Here is a 20,686-nt window from a genome sequence, read left to right as displayed (position 1 = left end):
AATTTACAGCATCTAAAAGCCTTTCAAAACCATATGTTGTTCTGACTTTTAAAATGATTAAGAAATGACACTATTTTAACAATAAATAGACTACGCTTTACTCTCAATTGGAGAATCTCATTGCGCGCTGTCCGCTATAAATCTGCGGTAATTATGCTACTGCTCATACTTGCAGCCGGTTTTGCTGTATTTCGCTGGTGGCAAGGTCCATTATTATCAGGCTATAGCATTAACTCGATGCCGTTGGTGCAAACCGTGGTGGCAACTGGACGCGTGGTGACGGTATCGCGTACGCAAGTGGGCAGTGAAATTACCGGAGTAGTACTTAAACGTTTGGTGCAAGAAGGTGACCGCGTTACACGAGGCGATTTACTGTTAGTGCTAAGATCGGATGAGCTGACCGCACAAGTGCGCCAAGCAGAAGCGGCGCTAAATGAACTGATGAGCAGCACGCGCCCCCAAGCCAGCGTCGACTTGGCCAATACGCAAGTGCAGTTGGCACAAGCCAGCCGTGAACTACAGCGCAGACGGATTTTAGCCAAAGATTCAGTTATTTCAAAAGAAGAGCTAGAACAATCTGAAAAAGCGGAAAGTCTGGCACGTAATAATGTGGAATCAGCGCGTTTAAAAGCACTTGCACTCGCCCCCGGTAAAGCCGAAGAGATTGTGCTGCGTGAACGTCTGGTTGCCCTACAAGCGCAGCTGGCCAAAACCCAAGTGAGTAGCGAAGTGACAGGAATCGTTCTGACACGCAATGTCGAACCCGGTGATTTGGTACAGCCCAGCATGACCCTGTTCACCATTGCCTTAGATGGCAATACCGAAATTCGTGTGCCATTAGATGAACGAAATTTACCTCGCTTGGCATTACAGCAAAATGCCAGTGTAATTGCGGATGCTTATCCAGATCGACCTTTTCCTGCCCAAATTAATTTTATTGCACCGAGTATTGATCCAGAGCGCGGTACGGTAGAGGTCAGATTAACAGTTGACCCTGTGCCTGATTTTTTACGTCAGGATATGACCGTGTCAGTGAATATCGAAACAGATCAGCGTGCACATACACGGGTCATTCCCAATGATGCTTTAGGCAATGTGCAAGGCAATAAGGCAATCGTATTGCTGCTACGTGATGGTAAAATCCACCGTCAGACAGTCACTTTGGGTTTACGCGGTTTGGCCATGTCTGAAGTTGTTTCTGGTTTACAAGATGGCGAACAAGTATTGGCAGATGCAGTATCGCCGTTAAAAGATGGTACGCGAGCACGCTTAACGCTCCAAAAAATATCCGCCGCTGAGCCAAGTAATAACACCGACAGCAAAAATGAATTACCGGTGAAATTCGATTGAAAAAATTTCTCGGGCGACTGTGGATCGAATGGACCATTGCGATCAGTTTTTTACGTGAAGGACGTGCGCAGTCCATCATGATTACCGTGGGCGTGGCGGTAGGTGTGGCGGTGATTGTGTTTGTCACGGCGTTGATGCAAGGTCTACAGTCTAATATTATCCAGCGCACCCTAGGCACTCAGGCGCATATTCGCTTGCTGTCACCGGATGAAGTTAATCAAATACAGCGTCCTCCTGCCGGAACTGTACAGTTGTTACAAGAGGATAAACGCGCACAGCGCTTACGCTCAATCAATAACTGGCAGCAAATTATCGCCACTTTAGATCAGCTGCCTTTACTGACCGCAGTATCCCCGATTGTCTCTGGACCTGCGTTTGTTAGACGCGGTGATGGCTTAGCATCAGTGGCCTTGGTTGGAATTGATCCGGAGCGTTATCAAAAAATTATTCCGCTTAAAGATTATTTGCTCAGTGGTCAAATGCGGGTCGGTGCCAATGAAGTGCTGATTGGCAGCCAATTGGCCAAGGATTTAGGCGTACAAGTCGGCAATAAGCTGCGACTCGATACTGGTCAGCAAAATAGTGCGGTGGTGAATATTGCCGGTATTTTTGAACTGGGCGTACGCGAACTGGATGCGCGTTATGTGTATTTAGATTTAAAACAAGCGCAATCCTTACTGAGCCTTCCCGGCGGTGTGACCGTAATCGATCTGACCGTGGCCGATATTTTTGAGGCAGAGAACATTGCGGCGCGGGTCGGACGGTTGACTTCTTTACAGGCCGAAAGCTGGATTAAAACCAATGCGCAACTGATGAATGCGATTTCAGCCCAGAGCCTGTCCACCAACATGATTATTATCTTTGTGGCGATTTCAGTGGCCTTTGGCATTGCCAGTGTGTTGTCGGTCAGTGTGGTGCAGCGCACCCGAGAAATTGGTATTTTACGTGCCACCGGTGCCACGCAGCAGCAAATTTTAAGAATATTTTTATTTCAAGGTGCGCTGTTTGGCTTGTTTGGTTCAGTGGTCGGCAGTGTGGCCAGTTTTGCGCTGGTATGGGTCTTTAACACCTTTGGTCCCGGTTTGTTTTATATTCCAATCTCAATCGAACTGGTGATCGTAGCCTTATTATTGGCCACGCTCACAGGCGTATTGGCGGCTGCAATACCCGCACGTCGCGCAGCCGCACTGGATCCTGTCGAGGCGATTCGTCATGTCTGATCAATCTACTGAAGTACTGCGTCTAGATGCGCTGCGTAAATCTTACAATATTGGCCAAGCCAATGAAGTTGAAGTGCTGCATGGGATTGATTTGTCTATTCATCGCAATGACTTTGCCGCACTGATTGGCCCTTCTGGCTCAGGAAAAAGTACCTTATTAAATATATTGGGCTTGCTGGATCAGCCCACCAGTGGCGAGCTGTATTTACTGGGTCAGGCCACCAGTGCTATGCAAGATGCAGGACGCACTGCGCTACGTGGCAATAGCATTGGCTTTGTGTTTCAGTTTCATCATTTAATTGATGCCTTTACTGCATTGGACAATGTATTGATGCCGTTGATGCTGACACAAGGAAAACCGGATAAATTAATGCTACAGCACGCACGTGAATTACTGGCTGCGGTGGGTCTGGAAAAATTTGCCGACAGAAAACCGAATCAACTTTCGGGCGGTCAGCAACAGCGCGTGGCCATTGCACGGGCGCTGATCACCAAACCGGCATTACTGTTGGCCGATGAACCCACTGGAAATCTGGACACCCAAACTGCTGCTGAGGTTTTTAAATTGTTCCGTAAAGTCAATCAAGAACGAGATTGTGCCGTACTCTTGGTCACACATGATCCGCGTCTATCGGCAGCCTGCGATCGAACCATTAATCTGGTGGATGGTCGGATTGAAAGTGATTCATCGAATATAAAATAGATTGTTTCCCCCGTATCCTCAAGCGACACGCGTAGTAAAGCATGACGCTTTCAGACTGATGTCTATGCACAAATCACACTTAAGCTAAAAATCTTAAGCCGACCCCTGGCTCAGTTGAAATATATTTTGGATGAATGGCATCATCATTTAACTTATTTCTTAATTTCGCCACCAATATGCGTAAATAATGCGTATCTTGTTGATGAGTCGGCCCCCATAATTCTTTTAAAATATGCGGTTGGGTCAGCAGTTGTCCACGGTGCTGCGCCAATAGCATTAACAATTGAAATTCTTTACGCGTTAAAGACAAAAGCACGTTGGCTAAAAAAACCTGTCGTTGCGCAAAATCTATTTTCAAGATGCCATCATCAAAAATAACCGATTCGATGGTCTGTCCAAGGCTACTTCTCAGCATCACTCGTATCCGTGCCATTAATTCTTGTACACTAAAGGGCTTGGTCACGTAATCATTGGCACCGGCATCCAGCAGTGCAACTTTTTCAGTTTCATCTGCGCGAACTGAAAGAATAATCACCGGTACTTGAGACCATTCTCGTAGTTGTTTTAAAACCTCTAGACCATCTAAATCCGGCAGTCCTAAATCTAAAACCACCAAATCAGCCCCATGTAATGCCAACGTTTCTAGGCCTTGCTGCCCAGTTTCTGCCAACAAGGTTTTATAACCTTGTGCGCGTAATGCAATATCTAAAAATTTACGAATTTGCGTTTCATCATCAATAATTAATACTTTGACTGCACTACTTGATCGTGTGGAATGCTCCATCTTTTTTGTTCTCTATTCGCTGATGATTGGCTGGATCGGTAACACAATACGAATACAGGTGCCACGCTGATCTTGTCCTACTGTGGCTGAAATTTGTCCCATATGTGCGCCAATGATGGCTTTAACAATGGTTAATCCCAAACCGGTGCCCGACTGTCCACGATCTCCGCGTTGCATGGTATAAAACATATCAAAAATTTGATTCCGTTCTTCTTCGGGTATACCGACCCCGTGATCACAAATGCTGATTTGTACGCACGCATCATTCAGCTTTTTCACTTCAATTTCAACTGCTTCATCTTGAGGTGAAAACTTAGCTGCATTTTCCAGCACATTAAAAATAGCTTGTTCAATTAAGGCGGCATGCACAAATAAACTGATCGGTTCATCCGGTATAAAGATCTCTACATCGACTTGTGCTAAGTAACGCTTTAAACGGCGTACCGCAGAACCGACCAACTCATCCACACCAATCCAGTCTCTTTTTAAACTTAAACCTTCATGCCCCAAACGGGTCATATCCAATAAATTCTGAATATAACGGTCTAGGCGCTCGCCTTCTAAATGAATGGCTGCTAATAAACTGTTCTGATCGGCTTCATCCATGGCATGTCGATAGTTACTTAAGGTCTCTGCCGCACCAATGATGGATGCCAAAGGTGAACGCAAATCATGTGATACCGAGGACAATAGCGCTGAACGTAACTTTTCAGTTTCTGAGGTCACATTGGCAATTTCTAATGCTTTGGTCAGTTGGGTACGTGAAATGGCCTGTGCCAGATATTCAATCATGGTTTCAGCCAAGCGTTTTTGTTCGACACTGAGTATTTTATTCATCTCATGATTAAATTTCAGTCCAATCACACCCAGACATTGTCTAGATGCCAACAGTGGCAAAAACCACCACTGACTCTGTGTTAAGGTTTGCGTAAAACGCCCACACGGTTGTTGATTCGAGATTGCCCATTCAGCCGATATTTTATCTTTATCGGACAGCTCAATCGGCTGAACAGTATCCAAAATAATACTTTGATGCGGAAAATACAGCAGCACCTGTGCTTGAAGATTTTTTTCTAAACTGTGTTGTGCAATTGCATAAACTTGCTCGATATTGACCGCACTAGAAAGTTTCTGCCCTAAATCCTGCATGATGCTGTTATAGCTATTGGCGGCTTTTAACGCAGTGACTTGTTCACGTAATCGTGAGGCCAAACGGCTGGCAATCAATGCTGCCGCTAAAAATGCCAACACTGTAATTACACCCTGATGGGCAGAAATTTGTAGCGTATATTTTGGAGAAATAAAGAAAAAATTATAGGCCAAAAAGAAAATCAGTGCAGAACAGACCGCGGCTGTCATGCGGGTTTTGGAGGCGACGAAAACCACCGCGGTAATAAACACCACAGAAAGCTCTTCGATGCCCAGATATTTTTCACCCAAACTGGCAATGCTGATACTAACGATACTGGTCATTAGCACCAAAATCACTTCTTTGACGCTGAGTAAAAAATGTATTTTACGCTCTGCTCGAATGGTTGGTTGGGCTGCTTGAAGGGGCAGAATACTCAGTTCAAAATGTGGATAATGTTGCAAAATTTGTTCAATTAAACTGGCTTTAAAGGAATAAAAATAAGATTTTTGCGCTGTTTGTGCCAACACCAGGGTCGAAATTCCGCGTTCAAGGGCAAATTCTGATAGCGTTTTGGCATGTTGCTGACCGTATAAAACTTCAGTTCTACCGCCCAGTTGCCGACATAAATTTAAAGCACGTTCTATTTCGCGGCTTTGCGTATCGACGGGTATAAGTTGTGAATATTTTTCATCCTGTTGATATTTATCTAAAAAAGCCACCACCGTCCACATCGCCAATCGGTTTTCTGCCAAACGACAACCTGCTCGCACCAATGCTTCAGACTGCCCTTGTCCATCAATCATAATCAAGACATGATTTTTTAACGGAATGGGTGTTAGGCCTTGTAAAGCAAAATTTTCACGCACATCACTATCGACATGACTGGCCACGGTTTGCATAGCCAGTTCACGTAAAGCGCTGAGATTAGAGACATTAAAAAAACCATGTAAGGCTTGTTGTGCCTGCTCAGGAATATAAATTTTGCCTTGATTTAACCGCTCCAGCAATTCATTGACGGGTAAATCAATCAGGCGAATGTCACGGATGCGTTCAAACACCCGATCGGGCACCGTTTCCTTTACGCGAATACCGGTAATTTGATAGACCACATCATTTAAACTTTCTAAATGCTGAATATTCATTGTGGTTAAGACATCGATACCGGCATCGAGCAGCTCATTAATATCCTGCCATCGTTTTTCATGCCGACTTCCCGGCACGTTGCTATGGGCAAATTCATCCACCAAAACCATTTTGGCAGCACTTTTTAACACCGCATCGAGATCCATTTCCTCTAGCGTATGCCCCTGATAGGCTATTTTTTTACGTGCAATGATGGGCAAACCAGCCAGCAAGCTTTCAGTTTCTATACGGCCATGGGTTTCAATATAGCCAATAACAATATTTTGCCCTTGCTGCAATAAATCTCGGGCACGTACCAACATGGCGTAGGTTTTGCCCACCCCGGGTGCTGCGCCTAAAAAGATGGTTAAACGTCCCGATTGATAACGCTTGGCTTGCTGCAGTAAAACATCGGCTTTATTGTTTCGATTTTCAGTCATAAAGATGATCTTTCATACGAACTAGACTCATTTATTTTATTAATTTGCATCTGTACTTGATCTAAGGTGTTATCTGTACACCCGATCAACTCATGCTTTAAATCCAGCATAAGCCATTTAAAGCTGACTTAAGATCAGTCTAAAGAAACTTATCTCAATAAGGCTTTAAATACGATTAAAGCCTTATTATGCGCTGAATCTTATTTGCTGATTTGATCCAAAGCTAAATTTAACTTCAGCACATGAATACGCGGTTGTCCCAATAAGCCAAAGGTCGGTTTTGTAGTGTGTTGCTGAATCAGCTCAATCAGTTGTTGCTCAGATAAAGTTCTTTGTTTTGCAATACGCTTCACCTGAAGCATGGCCGATTGCACGCTGATTTCAGGGTCAATTCCACTGGCGGAGGCGGTAACCAAATCACTGGGAATTTGATGACGCTTAACCTGATCTTGATCTTCAATCGCCACGATTCGTTGCTCAATCATTTTGCTCAACGCGGGATTGGTTCTGGCCAAATTACTGCCGGCCATCAGCATCGGATCATAATTGGCAGCAGAAGGTCGCCCTTGGAAATATTGCGCTGCATGAAAGGGCTGTCCGACTAAACTTGAACCCAAAACTTGGCCATCCCTTTCAATTAGACTGCCATTGGCCTGCTGTGGAAATAAAAGCTGCCCAAATCCTGTGGCCGCCGCGCTATATAAAAAGCCGCACAAGCCTAAACTGATGAGCGTCAGTCCAAGTGATGCGCGCATAAGCGATGGGTAAGATGGCGCGATTAACTCAGCGGTATCTACTGTATTCATGTTCAGCTCCTTACCACATCAATATTGGGCTAATGATTAAATCAATTGCTTTAATGGCCACAAAAGGCAACAGCACACCGCCCAAACCATAAATCAACATGTTACGACGCAATAATTGGGTCGATGTTGAGGGTTTAAATTTTACGCCGCGCAGCGCAATCGGAATCAGCAGCGGAATAATCATCGCATTAAAAATCAGGGCTGAAAGAATGGCGCTTTCAGAACTGTGTAAATGCATAACATTGAGCACGCTCATTTGCGGAATAGCTGAGACGAAAAGCGCCGGTAAGATGGCAAAATATTTTGAAATATCATTGGCCAAGGAAAATGTGGTTAACGCACCGCGCGTAATTAATTGCTGTTTACCAATTTCAACCACTGCCAATAATTTAGTAGGATCAGAATCCAAGTCCACCATATTGCCGGCTTCTTTGGCGGCTTGGGTGCCGGAGTTCATGACAAGGCCAATATCGGCTTGCGCCAGTGCGGGCGCATCATTGGTGCCATCACCCACCATCGCCACCAAATGCCCTTTATTTTGTTCCGCACGAATACAGTTTAATTTATCTTCCGGTCGCGCTTCAGCGATGTAATCATCTACTCCGGCTTCAGCAGCAATGGCCGCGGCGGTCAATGGATTATCACCGGTCACCATCACCGTTTTAATGCCCATTTCACGTAAGCGTGCAAATTTTTCTTTTATCCCCGGCTTAACCACATCAGACAGTTCAATCACACCCAAGATGTTTTGACCGCGCGCCACCACCAACGGTGTCGCACCTTTAGAGGCCACCTGTTCCACCCGCGTTTTTAATTCGCTATGTTGGGAAATATCCTGTGAAGTAAATTTTAAGATGGCATCTAGCGCACCTTTACGAATATGTTGACCATGGGCTAAGTCCACACCCGAAATACGACTTGAGGCATTAAAAGCAATAAACTCCGCCTGCTCCGGCTCTTGAATTTTCTCTCCCTGTTCTTTTGCCAGCGCAACGATGGATTTCCCTTCGGGTGTCGGATCTGCCAACGAAGTCAATAGTGCGGCTTGACGTAGTTCTGGGTCAGCAACACCAGCCAGTGCATAAAAAGCAGTGGCCTGACGGTCGCCATAGGTAATGGTACCGGTCTTATCTAATAACAAAACATCAATATCACCGGCAATTTCAACGGCTTTACCTGATTTGGCAATAATGTTGGCTTTTAACGCGCGGTTCATTCCCGCAATGCCAATCGCGGGCAGCAAGCCACCAATGGTGGTGGGAATCAGACACACCAACAAGGCCACCAACAGAATTGGATTGAGCGCAATATTTAAAAAATGCGCCATAATCGGCAAACTAATGACCACAATAATAAAGGTCACGGTCATCACGGTCAGTAAAATGCCCAGTGCAATTTCATTTGGCGTTTTCTGGCGACTCGAGCCTTCCACCAAAGCAATCATGCGGTCTAAAAAGCTATGTCCGACTTCGGCCGTCACTTGCACAATAATTCGATCGGTCAATACTTTGGTACCACCAATCACGCCGGAGCGATCCGTGCCTGCTTCACGAAGGACTGGTGCGGATTCGCCGGTGACTGCGGCCTCATTGATGGTGGCAAAGCCATACACAATTTCACCATCGGAGGGAATTAACTCGCCGGCTCGAACTTCAATTAAATCGTTACGTTGTAAAGCTGAGGCTGAAATTTCTGTGCCCTCAGTATCTTGTAAACTGAGTATCCGTCGTGCAGTCAGGTTCTGCCGCGCCTGTCTCAGCGATAATGCTTGACCGCGACCTTTGGCTTCGGCAATGGCTTCGGCATAGTTGGCAAAGAGTACCGTCATCAACAAAATGAACGTCACCATTAAGCCAAACACTAAACTGGCTTTACCCAATACAGTACTGATAAAAGTGATCAGTGTCCCGAGCCAGACAATTGCCATGACCGGATTTTTCATGGCATGTTGTGGAAGCAATTTAATACAGGCATTTTTCCAAGCTTCAGCTTGAAACCATGTCGAGCTATTTTGCGTAGCAGATATAGAATGATTCATATATTTTACTCCTTAACCTTGTGCCAATAACAAATGATCAGCAATTGGGCCCAAGACCAAGACCGGCAGAAATTGCAACAAGGTCAACATCACCACAATGGCAATCAGGGTTAACGCAAAGGTCGGCGTTTCAACTTTTAGACTCCCGTTACTCTCGGGTGCCTGACGTTTAGCCGCCAAACGTGTGGCAATAATCAGCGGAATAATTAAGGTCGGGAAACGTCCCAACAATAAGGCAAGACTACAACTTAGATTCCACCACAGCGTGTTATCTGCCAGTCCTTCAAAACCAGAACCATTGTTGGCAAAGGCCGACACATACTCATATAACACCTGAGAAATCCCATGATAGGCAGGATTACTGTTGCCGGTTAATTGTGGCAAAAACAAAGTGATTGCGGTCAGACTTAAAATCACAATGGGTTGAATTAAAATCACCACCGCCAATAATTTAATTTCGCCTGCTTCAATTTTTCGACCAAAAAGCTCCGGTGTACGCCCCGTCATGAGACCGGCAATAAATACCGCTAAAAACAAATAGATAATGAATTGCTGTAAACCACAGCCAATCCCACCCCAAATTGAATTGATCAACATGTTTGATAACGCAACTAGTCCAGTCAATGGTGCGGCAGAATCATGCATCATATTGACTGAGCCATTATTGACCTGCGTGGTCATGGCCGCCCATAGCGCAGAAGAAGATTCGCCAAAGCGCATCTCTTTACCTTCCATAACAGAGATTTGCGTGGCACTGGCGGATAGACTTTCCGACCAAATGGCACTCGATGCTGACATCACCGACATCAATAACATTGAAGCAAACACAAAAGCGGCAAATTTAGGTCGTTTGGTAAAGAAGCCCAACATAAAAATAACGGAGATGGGAATCAGTAAAATCGCCAACATTTCCATAAAATTAGACAACGGCGTTGGATTTTCTAAAGGCACACTACTGTTTGGGCCATACCAACCGCCGCCATTACTGCCCAATTGCTTAATCGCCACCATCGGTGCCACAGGACCGAGTGGAATTTTTTGCGTGCTGAGTGTCGATGTCTGATCCAGTACTTGAACCTCAGGCCCACCTTTAAAAGTAGCAGGTACCCCTTGGCTATTTAAAAATAGCGCCCAGACCACACACAGTGGTAACAAGAAACGAAACGTTGGACGAATCACATCGGCCCAGTAATTGCCGACATTAATGGTTTTTATTTTTTCATTAAAACTTTCATCAACAGCAGATGCTTCTATTGGAGTAACAGCCGGCTTAAAGAATAAAGCGCGTACAGTTGCCACCACCATCGCCAATCCCATCATCGGGGTGATGATTTGCAGGCCGACAATCCCAACCATTTGAGATAAATAAGACAGTTGCGCCTGACCGGAATAATGCTGTTGATTGGTATTGGTCAAAAATGAAATCATGCTGTGCAGGGCCAAATCCCATGACATATTGGGTGCATGATTGGGATTAAGCGGCAAATATGCTTGTAGCATGAATAAAGCCCAGACCACAAAACCAATACTCAAACAGCTAAAAACGAAACTGAAGATATAAGTCTTAACCTGCATGCCCTGCTGAGGATGGGTGCCTAAAACAGCATAGATCGGTTTTTCAATCCAATTAAACAGTGGATCAATTTTCATCACCTTATTTTGCATAATCGCGGCAAGGTATTTCCCCAACAGGAAAGCCAAAATCGTGACGATCAGTAAAAGTAGCACCAGCTCTAACATGACTGTGCTCCTTGATATAAAACTGCATTAAGCCTTGTGATGTTTTTAAAGTTATTCTGTTCTAAGGTCTTAATACAGCCTTGTCGCTGTTGATGAGCTATCGATTTAGCATCCATCTTTTCCATCCTAAACATCGAAGATATTTCGAGTCTTAGTATGAAAAAGAACCGCGTAAACTTTCTATTGATGAAATGACTGAGCGCGTAAAATTAGCGTAAAAATTCAGATTAAACTCAATCAATGCGGATATTACGGTTGATCTATTTACCGCTTGAATAAAGACTCAAAATCTTTCGCATAATGATGTCAAACACGTGCTGTATTTTAACGAGGTGATAAACGCTGCAACATGTCTTTTATGGAAACTGATTCATCTATCAGTTGAGTGATGTGAATAGCGATTTTTTCGCTAATTACTTTTTTACTGAGCATGAACTCTTGTGGACGATTAACACAATCAGCAGCAATTAATTGGTCATTTTTAAAATAAAAAGCTGTCCTACATGATGATCGCCGCGAATCATCAGCTGATCATAACCTTGGCTTAGACCCGCAATTGGCAACGTTAAATCATCTTGATCAGACCAAAACCACGCTAGACTTTTATATGCTCTGTTTAGTCCACAGATTGATGTTGCCGCCACTTTTACCTGCTCATTGGCATTGGCAAGCGACTGCATCACCATCAACAAAAATAAGATTGTCTTAGCATTCAATCAAAATCACCCAGCAAATCGTTGTTGTTTTAATAATCTTGAATAAAAAGGCCTGAAAGACAGACAAAATTCGTCAATTCCTTAAAATAATTCTGTACTATCGTACATCGCTAAAATAGTTAGGTGCCAGCATGGAAATCAAAGTCAATTTTCTCGATAATCTTCGGCTAGAAGCCAAGTTTGATGACTTCACAGTGGTGGCCGATCAACCGATTCGCTACAAAGGTGATGGTTCAGCGCCGGGACCGTTCGATTATTTTCTGGCTTCATCCGCGCTGTGTGCCGCTTATTTTGTCAAGTTGTACTGCTCAACCCGCAATATTTCAACCGATAATATTCGTCTATCACAAAATAATATCGTTGATCCTGAAAATCGTTATAACCAAATTTTTAAAATTCAGGTCGAACTCCCTGCCGATATTTCGGACAAAGACCGCCAAGGTATTTTACGTTCGATTGAACGTTGTACCGTGAAAAAAGTGGTACAAACTGGACCGGAGTTTGTCATTGAGCAAGTGGAAAGTATCGATGCCGATGCTCAAGCCTTACTGATGCCAAGTTTAGCAGCACAAAGCAGCACGCATATTGTGGGTAAAGATCTGCCGTTAGAACAGACCATCGCCAATATGTCAGAAATTTTAGCCAACTTGGGCATGAAAATTGAGATTGCCTCATGGCGCAATATCGTACCCAATGTTTGGTCACTACATATTCGTGATGCACACTCACCGATGTGCTTTACCAACGGTAAAGGCTCGACCAAAGAAAGTGCCTTGGCATCGGCGCTGGGTGAATTCATTGAGCGTTTAAACTGTAACTTTTTCTATAATGATCAGTTTTGGGGTCAAGAGATTGCTCAGGCTGACTTTGTGCATTATCCAAATGAGAAATGGTTTAAACCGGGTGCTAACGATGCGCTACCAACAGAAATTTTGGATGAATATTGCTTAGAAATTTATAACCCAGATGATGAATTGCTCGGCTCGCATTTATACGACACCAACTCCGGTAATATCGCACGCGGCATCTGTTCGCTGCCGTATGTACGCCAATCCGATGGTGAAGTGGTGTATTTCCCATCGAACTTGGTGGAAAATCTTTTCCTCAGTAACGGTATGAGTGCCGGTAACACCTTAGCCGAAGCACAAGTGCAATGTTTATCCGAAATTTTTGAGCGTGCCGTGAAGCGTGAAATTATTGAAGGCGAAATGACACTGCCCGATGTACCGCAAGAAGTTCTGGCAAAATACCCAAGCATTTTGGCCGGTATCCAAGCCTTACAAGAGCAAGGCTTTCCAGTCTTGGTCAAAGATGCTTCCTTGGGCGGTCAGTATCCTGTCATGTGTGTAACTTTAATGAACCCGCGTACTGGTGGTGTGTTTGCCTCTTTCGGTGCACATCCAAAATTAGAAGTGGCATTAGAGCGTAGTCTGACTGAATTATTGCAAGGTCGTAGTTTTGAAGGCTTGAATGATTTACCACAGCCTACTTTTAGCAGTAATGCCGTCACAGAACCGAACAATGCAGTTGAACACTTTATTGACTCTAGTGGCGTCGTATCTTGGCGCTTCTTTAGCTCAGAGTCTGATTATGAATTTGTAGAGTGGGATTTCTCTGTTCAAGGTGAACACTCCAACTCTGAGGAAGCCGCGGCACTGTTTGCAATTCTTGAAGGTATGGGCAAAGAAGCCTACATGGCTGTCTATGAACATTTGGGTGCAACCGCCTGCCGGATTTTGGTACCAGATTATTCAGAAGTTTATCTGGTGGAAGATTTAATTTGGGATAACACCAATAAAGCTTTGTTATTCCGTGAAGACATTTTGAATCTACATCGTTTAGAAGATGCAGAACTTGAAGCACTGCTTGAGCGTTTAGAGGACTGTGACTCAGACGATTATACTGAGATCAAAACCTTAATCGGCATTGAATTTGATGACAATACTGTGTGGGGGCAGCTCACTATTTTAGAGTTAAAGCTACTGATTTGTCTTGCCTTAAAGCAATTTGAAGAAGCCAAAGAACTGGTCGAGACTTTCTTGCAGTACAACACCAACACCGTTGAGCGTGGTTTGTTTTATCAATGCATGAATGTGGTGTTAGAAGTGTTATTAGATGATGAACTGGAACTCGACCATTATTTGGTTAATTTCCGCCGCATGTTTGGGGATGAACGAATGGATGCAGTAATGGGATCTGTAGAAGGTTCGGTACGCTTCTTTGGTTTAACCCCGACCAGTATGAAATTAGAAGGCTTAGATAGACATCAACGTTTGATTGACAGCTATAAAAAATTACATACGGCACGTGCTAAGGCTGTGGCTTTATAAAGTTAGTTTTGATTTAGACAGGAGTAATCAGAAATTTTTTGATTACTCCTGTTGCTTAGCAGGATTTCATTATTTGGTAATGCCCAAAAACAACGTGTTTTAATCTATAATAAAAACGGAAATATCTGAGTATTAGACCCTAAAAATGATCATAGAAACGATAAGCTACGTATGTACCCGTTGCCAATCAGCGAATATCTATAAGAATGGGCACAATAAAAGTGGGAATGCGCAGTTCAGATGTAAAGACTGTGGTCGATCAAGTGTGCTCAAACCTAAAATCAAATACACAGAAGAGCAAAAAGAACTCATCATCCATACTTATCTTGAACGAGGCAGTTTAAGAGGCATGCAGCGCTTATTTGGTGTTGCGCCTGAAACACTCATGGGCTGGATAAAAAAAGTAAAAATAAGAAAACTCAGTGACGAATTACTGGATGCTGATCCTACAGATGTACTCGAATTGGATGAACTCTGGAGCTTTGTAAAAACGCGTCGTCATAAGGTTTGGACTTGGATTGCACTATGCCGTCGTACACGTCAGGTCGTCGCTTATGTATGTGGTCAACGCAATGATAAAGCATGCACAGATTTACGTTGCGGTATCCCTACAGCCTATTTTAATTTAGCAACATGTAGTGATTATTGATCAAGTTATGCTGAGGTATTTGATCCTGATAATCATCGTTCTGTGGGTAAACATACAGGTTTAACCAACCATGTTGAGCGATTCAATGCCACATTAAGGAATCGCTTAGGACGTTTTACACGGAAAACATTAAGCTTTTCGAAGAAGAAAGAAAATCATGAAGCTGTCTTGTATATATTTTTACTGCAATACAATCAAGACATGAAAGATAAGTGGATAACACGTCGAATTTGAGCACTACCCAATTTTTTATTTCCGCAAGAGAGATCTATTAATTATCTTTATTACATTCAAACCATGTTGAGTTTTTAGGATGTGCGAAGAGAATATTCCACTCGCTCTCTAATTGCATACCACTAGATCCCTCCATAATTATCTTATTACCAACTTTACTCCTAGGAGGAATTATTTCTAATTGATCACTTCCTTTACAAAAAATATAGCTCTGATTGTATTTTTTATAAAAATACCATCCATTAGTCGCAAGCATTTTTTTGCTATCATTTAAAATAATATTAGGATCAAAATGATTAGGGTTAATAGTATAAGAAACATCATCCGAGCTATAAGATGAAAAACTCATTTTATTTTCTAAAATGTTACCAAAAAATAATTCAGCTTGCTTAGTAAAATATTTATTTTTTTCACTATCAGATTTATCATAATTCTTATTATTTGAAGAACAACCGATTAACAGTAGTGACGATATTAAGATAAAATTTTTCATTATTAATCCCCGTAATTTTCTCTTGAAAGTTTCTTAGTGATACCTACATCAATATTATATCCTACTGTTCCGACCACTACTTCAGCTGATTTAGCCCCATATACCATACTCTTCTTATCAACCATGGGAACTACATAGTTAGCACCAATACCAATACCCGGTCCGAAAACAGCACCAACGGAGGCAGAAGCCCCATTTAAAAACTCATGAGTTATACGCTTCATACCATATCTTTTAACTTCAACTTTATCTAAATTATGTATAATTCCAGCAGCACAACTTGCTCCAACCATATCTTTAATACTTTTAGGAGGGGTTTTTGTTTGAGTTATTAGAGCAGATTTAGAGCCTGATATATACCATCCCTCTTGTTCATTTCCCCATAAATTTTTTACTAGAGTTACGTTCTGTCCTAATAGGCTACCACTACAAGCAAGATAGTCGTATACCTTACATTGACACCCTCTTCTTCTTGGATCTTCTTCTCCCCAAGAATATTCTATCTTTTTACTCTGTTGAATACTTCGACTAGAAAATTGTGATGCTTGACGCTCAACAACATTCTTATGCGTTTTTTTAATTTTTTCAACATTACTATTAATTTCTCCATATACACTTTCTGATTTAATTTTTTCGTAAGTTTTCTGTTGAAATTCTATATTATCTTCTCTTAATTTTTTAACATCAGGAAATTTCTTATCTTCAGCCATTAACCCCATCGAATCAACCCACTGATTTGGATCACTTACATAACTTGAATTATTAAGCCCACCAAATAACCCAATCGGGTCTTTACTCAAATACCGCGCACTAGATGGCTCATAATAACGATAGCGGTTATAATGTAACCCCGTTTCATCGTCATAATACTGACCTTGAAAGCGCAAATTCGTTTGTTCAAGCAAGTTATCACTTGCTTTTATTTCTAGAGCTATGCCCCACGTATCCTGTTTAATTTCCCAAACACACTCGCCTAACTCATTACTCAGGGTCTGCGGAGTACCAACTTGATCACAATGATAAAATGTAACGTATTCTAATTCTGCTTTATTTTTCCGTGTATCCGTTCGCCACACTGGATCTTTTTTTATAGAATAAGCTTCAGTTTTAAATTGTTCGTAATTCGGTGTTTTAATTAGTTGGATAAAATCTGTATAGCCTGTTTGTAATAAGGGCACAAAGCTATTCGGTTCATACACATAATGTTTAGTATAACTTTCTTGTACTTTATTTAATTTCATCGATTCCCAAATCATCAAATCACCATCCCAACCAAACAGCGTTAAACTATTTTCTTGATGATTTTTCTTAAATAGGCGACGTCCAAAAACATCATAACCATAGTCAGTAATTTGACCATTATGATTACTTTGGATCAGTCGATTTAAGTTATCCCACGTTAGTTTAAGGGTTTTATCTGCCTGACTGATTTCAATCATGTTTCCTTGAGCATCGTATTTATACTGTTTGCCTTGATAGCTCTTAATTAGATTATTTTTTACGTATGATTCTTGCGTAGCACTAGAATCAATCAAATTTCCTGCAGGGTCAAAACTAAAACTCTCTACTTTATGTGGCATTTGAGTTTTAATTAAACGTCCAATCGAATCATATTGATAATGCAACTTACCCAAACGACTGTCATTAACTTGCGTCAGTAAATAGTTTTTGTCGTATTTATAGTGACGTTCGGCTTGCAGTTGTACTCGGTCAAATGTTTGTTGTTCTGGATGAATCAATTGAGAAACAAGTAAACCTACATTATTATAATTCTTGGTTTGAATTAAACCATTGGCCAGCATTCGTGCAGTTTCACGGTGCAAATCGTCACGCTTAAACGCCACAAGGTCGTGTTGATTAAATGCTACCGCATAGGTATGCCCTGAGCCATAACTTAGATTGCTTTGTACTTGCCCATCTGGTCGAATCGTTTGGGTAAGATTTCCCAGCTCATCATATTCATAACGCAGCACTGCAGTCAGTGGCGTGAGATGCGCTAATTTATAGTGTTGGTGTTCTCGTACTAATTGCCCCAATTGATTTCGATAAAAATCAATTTGGCTTTCTGAATTACTCACCTTACTCAATTGATTATTTAAATTGTATTCAAAGACTTCGGTTTGGCTATGCTGTGTTTGTAGATGGGTATAGGTCTTTGAGGCAATTTTTCCACCCGTATGATAAGCAAATTTAGTTAAAATATTCGGTTGACGAATTTGTAACAGTTGCCCGTTATCGCCGTAACTAAAATGCTTTTCTTCACCATCAAAAGCCTGCTCTCGGATAAGTTGCCCATAACGATTATAATCGAATCGGTATTCTGCATGATTTTGATTGATGAGTTTTTCAATGCGACCTTGTTTATCCCACTGATAACCAATTTGGTGCTGATTGGCATCTATTCGTTTTTCAAGCAAGCCAACTGCATTGTATTGATACTCAGTATTCAATCCCTTAGTATCGGTATGCTTTAGCAAACGCCCTTCTTCATCATATTCAAATTGTTCTTTTAATCCATCAGGATAAATAACGGCTTGGAGTTGCCCTTGGTCTTGACCTTGAGTACTGTAAATATATCGAACCTGTTGAGTATCAGCAGAGCCTTTAGCTATTAATGTACCTGCTTCATCATAATGCCAAGCACTGCTTTTGCCTGAACAATCGGTATACGCAATCATTTGCCCCAAATCGTTATATTGCAGCTTTTTAGAGCCACCTTTAGCATCAATCACTTCAATAATTTGATTATCATTGTTATATTTATACTGCGTAATATGACCCAACGGATTAATTTCTTTAATAACATTACCCTTAGTGTCATATTCTTTTTTCCAGATATTGCCTTCAGGATCTTTAGTTTCAGTTAAGTTACCTTGATCATCATAAGCAAAACGAATGATTCCACCATTCGGTTGGATGATTTTAATTAATTGATCTTGATCATTATAAACTTGCTCTGTTTCAAAACCTGCAAAATCAATTTGTCGAGTAATGCGTTTTTGACTGTCACGCGATAACCATGACTCTCGTCCATCGGCCAAACGCGTACGATAAGTAAAACCATCAAGGTCAAAATAATAATAGGTCGGAACATCATAAGCATCATACACCGCCACTTGGCGCAGACGCGGATGCCATTCTAAACGGGTTTTAAAACTGCCATCATCGGCCCACTCTGCAATGGCTTTGGCTTTCGGTTCAATCGACTCATAGCGAACATTTTGCCCACGTCCAGTACGATCGGTATAACGGGTTAATTGATGTGCATTGTTATATTCATAACGACGTGTATGCCCATTTTGGTCAATCGCTTGAATCAAGTTGCCCTGTAAATCATATTCATAACGTGCCAAAGGCTGTGGTTGTTCATCGACAAAGGCTGCAATAATTTTGGCTTGATCATTAAAGGCAAATTTAAGACTATTTTTGCCACGCTTCAATTTAAAATCAACTGCTTGTAGATATGCAAATTGTTCAAATAATAAATAGCTCAGAACAACTTTTTCATTGGTTTGACCATTAAATTGCTGAATCAAATGGTAGTGCTTTCCAGCATTAAAGCTATGAAATTGAAAATTCCAGTCTCCTCCAAAATTTAACATTAAGTCGCTGTTTTGAAGCGGTTGAATCATAAAACCTTCATAAGGTACTTGATAAGCCTCATTAAGAATAGATGCGGGTAATTGATGCTTTCGCCCTTTTCCATCAATAAATAAGTAACCATTTTTATTTTGGATGATTAGATTAGAAAATGGCATCATCCAACGTGCGCCCATCATACTCTGGTCAAATTCATTCATTTGTGAGTTGTATTGCCGACTAAATGCAAAATCTACTTTAGGTAAGTAGAAATCTGCATGATTTACTCGTTCTGCACCAATTGAGTAGCTAATACTTCTTCCGGATTGAGAATCAGCGCCTTCACAAGGCGGCGCCTTTAAAGCATCGGCCTGTAATGTGACAAACTCTAGAATATCCCCTTGAAGATGCTGCTCATGTTCACCCGTTTGGTTGGCAGGAACACTGGCATTGGCTTTATTCGCTTGTGATTTAAGTGCTTTTAATGTTTCTTGTAGTAACCAAGCCAGTGTATATTTTTGTCCTGCATTGGCCTGCTGTTGAATAGTCGTTGCCAATACCGTTAACGCTTGAGTAACTTCTGTTTGTAATCTGGAATTGGCTTGTGGCGTTAACTTAGAGCTCATATCTGCTTGCGCAGGTGCAGCAATCAAATCAATTAGCGGTGTAGCCCAATTTAGAAAATTTTCTTTAGGGTCACGTTTTTCCGCAGTGGCTCCAGCAGAGAGAGCGACTATTGGCACTGTAGTTGGTGCAGACGCGGCAAAGCTTTTTAAAATAGTGATGCCTAAAGTGCTTGCCTCCGAAAGTAATGTCGCAAGTTTAGCTTGAGTCTCTTTTAAGAATTGCTCTAAATCCCCTGCAATCATGGCATTTAAATGTAATTCTAAACGCCGAATATCACTATTTTTAATTTTACCGTCGACTGGATATAAACACTGAGCCATTAAACCCAGCATGGGACGTAAAGCGATCCGCGCATGTGCTTCATGATTTGGTTCTGCACACAGTCCAATTAGATTCATACTCAATAAAGCCGCTTGCTGAATACCTGCATCTGCCTTTTTTTGTTCAGTGGCAAATAAAAGTAAGTCTAAAACGCTCCCTGTTAATGCAAAAATATTAGCTATCGTTACAACACTGGCAGCACTTTGTAGCTGTTGAAGACTGGTATTCCCACAGACTTGTAAGTATTTTTGAACTTGATGCGCAATAATTTGATGATCGGCTAAATGGGTAACACTACTTAAATTAAAAACCGCCAGCTCTACTGCAGATGGCTGGTTTTGATTAAATTGTTCTGTTGAACTTTGTTGTTGTGTACTTACTGTCGTCATTTAAGATTCAAAC

11 protein-coding genes and 2 pseudogenes are annotated in these 20,686 nt (G+C 42.0%); 5 read left to right on the top strand and 8 right to left on the bottom strand.

Translation table 11 applies throughout. From position 1 onward, the window contains the following. Positions 1-120: 120 nt before the first annotated feature. The 3 genes from SE27_RS05790 to SE27_RS05780 are packed head-to-tail and all read left to right on the top strand — an operon-like array spanning position 121 to position 3,273. Complete coding sequence (locus SE27_RS05790) at positions 121-1,350, top strand: efflux RND transporter periplasmic adaptor subunit (RefSeq protein ID WP_039621654.1); 1,230 nt, start codon at positions 121-123, stop codon at positions 1,348-1,350. Further along, positions 1,347-2,570, top strand: coding sequence for an ABC transporter permease (locus tag SE27_RS05785; protein ID WP_039621652.1), 1,224 nt, complete (start codon positions 1,347-1,349; stop codon positions 2,568-2,570). Before SE27_RS05790 ends, SE27_RS05785 begins: the two co-directional genes overlap by 4 nt. After that, a complete protein-coding gene (locus tag SE27_RS05780) occupies positions 2,563-3,273 on the top strand; it encodes an ABC transporter ATP-binding protein (RefSeq protein ID WP_039621651.1) in 711 nt (236 codons plus the stop codon). Before SE27_RS05785 ends, SE27_RS05780 begins: the two co-directional genes overlap by 8 nt. Positions 3,274-3,352: 79 nt before the next feature. On the opposite strand, the gene SE27_RS05775 is transcribed toward SE27_RS05780, so the two are convergent. The 6 genes and pseudogenes from SE27_RS05775 to SE27_RS14245 all read right to left on the bottom strand — a co-directional run bounded on the left by SE27_RS05775 (position 3,353) and on the right by SE27_RS14245 (position 12,015). Next, the gene (locus SE27_RS05775; RefSeq protein ID WP_039621650.1) at positions 3,353-4,057 is read right to left on the bottom strand and encodes a response regulator; all 705 of its coding nucleotides are present in this window, start codon (positions 4,055-4,057) and stop codon (positions 3,353-3,355) included. 12 nt (positions 4,058-4,069) lie between these two features. After that, positions 4,070-6,751, bottom strand: a complete 2,682-nt coding sequence (locus tag SE27_RS05770; protein ID WP_039621649.1) for a sensor histidine kinase — start codon at positions 6,749-6,751, stop codon at positions 4,070-4,072. A gap of 200 nt (positions 6,752-6,951) precedes the next feature. After that, positions 6,952-7,557: a potassium-transporting ATPase subunit KdpC gene (gene kdpC / locus SE27_RS05765; RefSeq protein ID WP_039621648.1), complete on the bottom strand. Its 606-nt coding sequence runs from the start codon at positions 7,555-7,557 to the stop codon at positions 6,952-6,954. A 10-nt stretch (positions 7,558-7,567) separates the two neighbouring features. Continuing rightward, positions 7,568-9,595: a potassium-transporting ATPase subunit KdpB gene (gene kdpB / locus SE27_RS05760; protein ID WP_039621647.1), complete on the bottom strand. Its 2,028-nt coding sequence runs from the start codon at positions 9,593-9,595 to the stop codon at positions 7,568-7,570. A gap of 12 nt (positions 9,596-9,607) precedes the next feature. Continuing rightward, positions 9,608-11,335, bottom strand: coding sequence for a potassium-transporting ATPase subunit KdpA (gene kdpA, locus SE27_RS05755; protein ID WP_039621646.1), 1,728 nt, complete (start codon positions 11,333-11,335; stop codon positions 9,608-9,610). A 324-nt stretch (positions 11,336-11,659) separates the two neighbouring features. Continuing rightward, a pseudogene (locus tag SE27_RS14245) lies at positions 11,660-12,015 on the bottom strand (oxidoreductase C-terminal domain-containing protein). Between the two features lie 167 nt (positions 12,016-12,182). Between SE27_RS14245 and SE27_RS05745 the strand changes: the two are divergent. Beyond that, complete coding sequence (locus tag SE27_RS05745) at positions 12,183-14,381, top strand: OsmC domain/YcaO domain-containing protein (RefSeq protein ID WP_039621642.1); 2,199 nt, start codon at positions 12,183-12,185, stop codon at positions 14,379-14,381. 145 nt (positions 14,382-14,526) lie between these two features. Beyond that, positions 14,527-15,264, top strand: a pseudogene (locus SE27_RS13630) (IS1 family transposase). Between the two features lie 37 nt (positions 15,265-15,301). Here the strand turns inward: SE27_RS13630 and SE27_RS05735 are convergent. Further along, positions 15,302-15,757: a hypothetical protein gene (locus SE27_RS05735; protein WP_039621640.1), complete on the bottom strand. Its 456-nt coding sequence runs from the start codon at positions 15,755-15,757 to the stop codon at positions 15,302-15,304. A gap of 2 nt (positions 15,758-15,759) precedes the next feature. Then, the gene (locus tag SE27_RS05730) at positions 15,760-20,673 is read right to left on the bottom strand and encodes an RHS repeat-associated core domain-containing protein (protein WP_039621638.1); all 4,914 of its coding nucleotides are present in this window, start codon (positions 20,671-20,673) and stop codon (positions 15,760-15,762) included. Positions 20,674-20,686: the final 13 nt, after the last annotated feature.

Origin of the sequence: Acinetobacter harbinensis, from assembly GCF_000816495.1 — a bacterium.
GTDB classification, from domain to species: Bacteria; Pseudomonadota; Gammaproteobacteria; order Pseudomonadales; family Moraxellaceae; genus Acinetobacter; species Acinetobacter harbinensis.
Note: the sequence above shows the minus strand (reverse complement) of the source record. Positions and strands in the feature narration are given on the sequence as shown.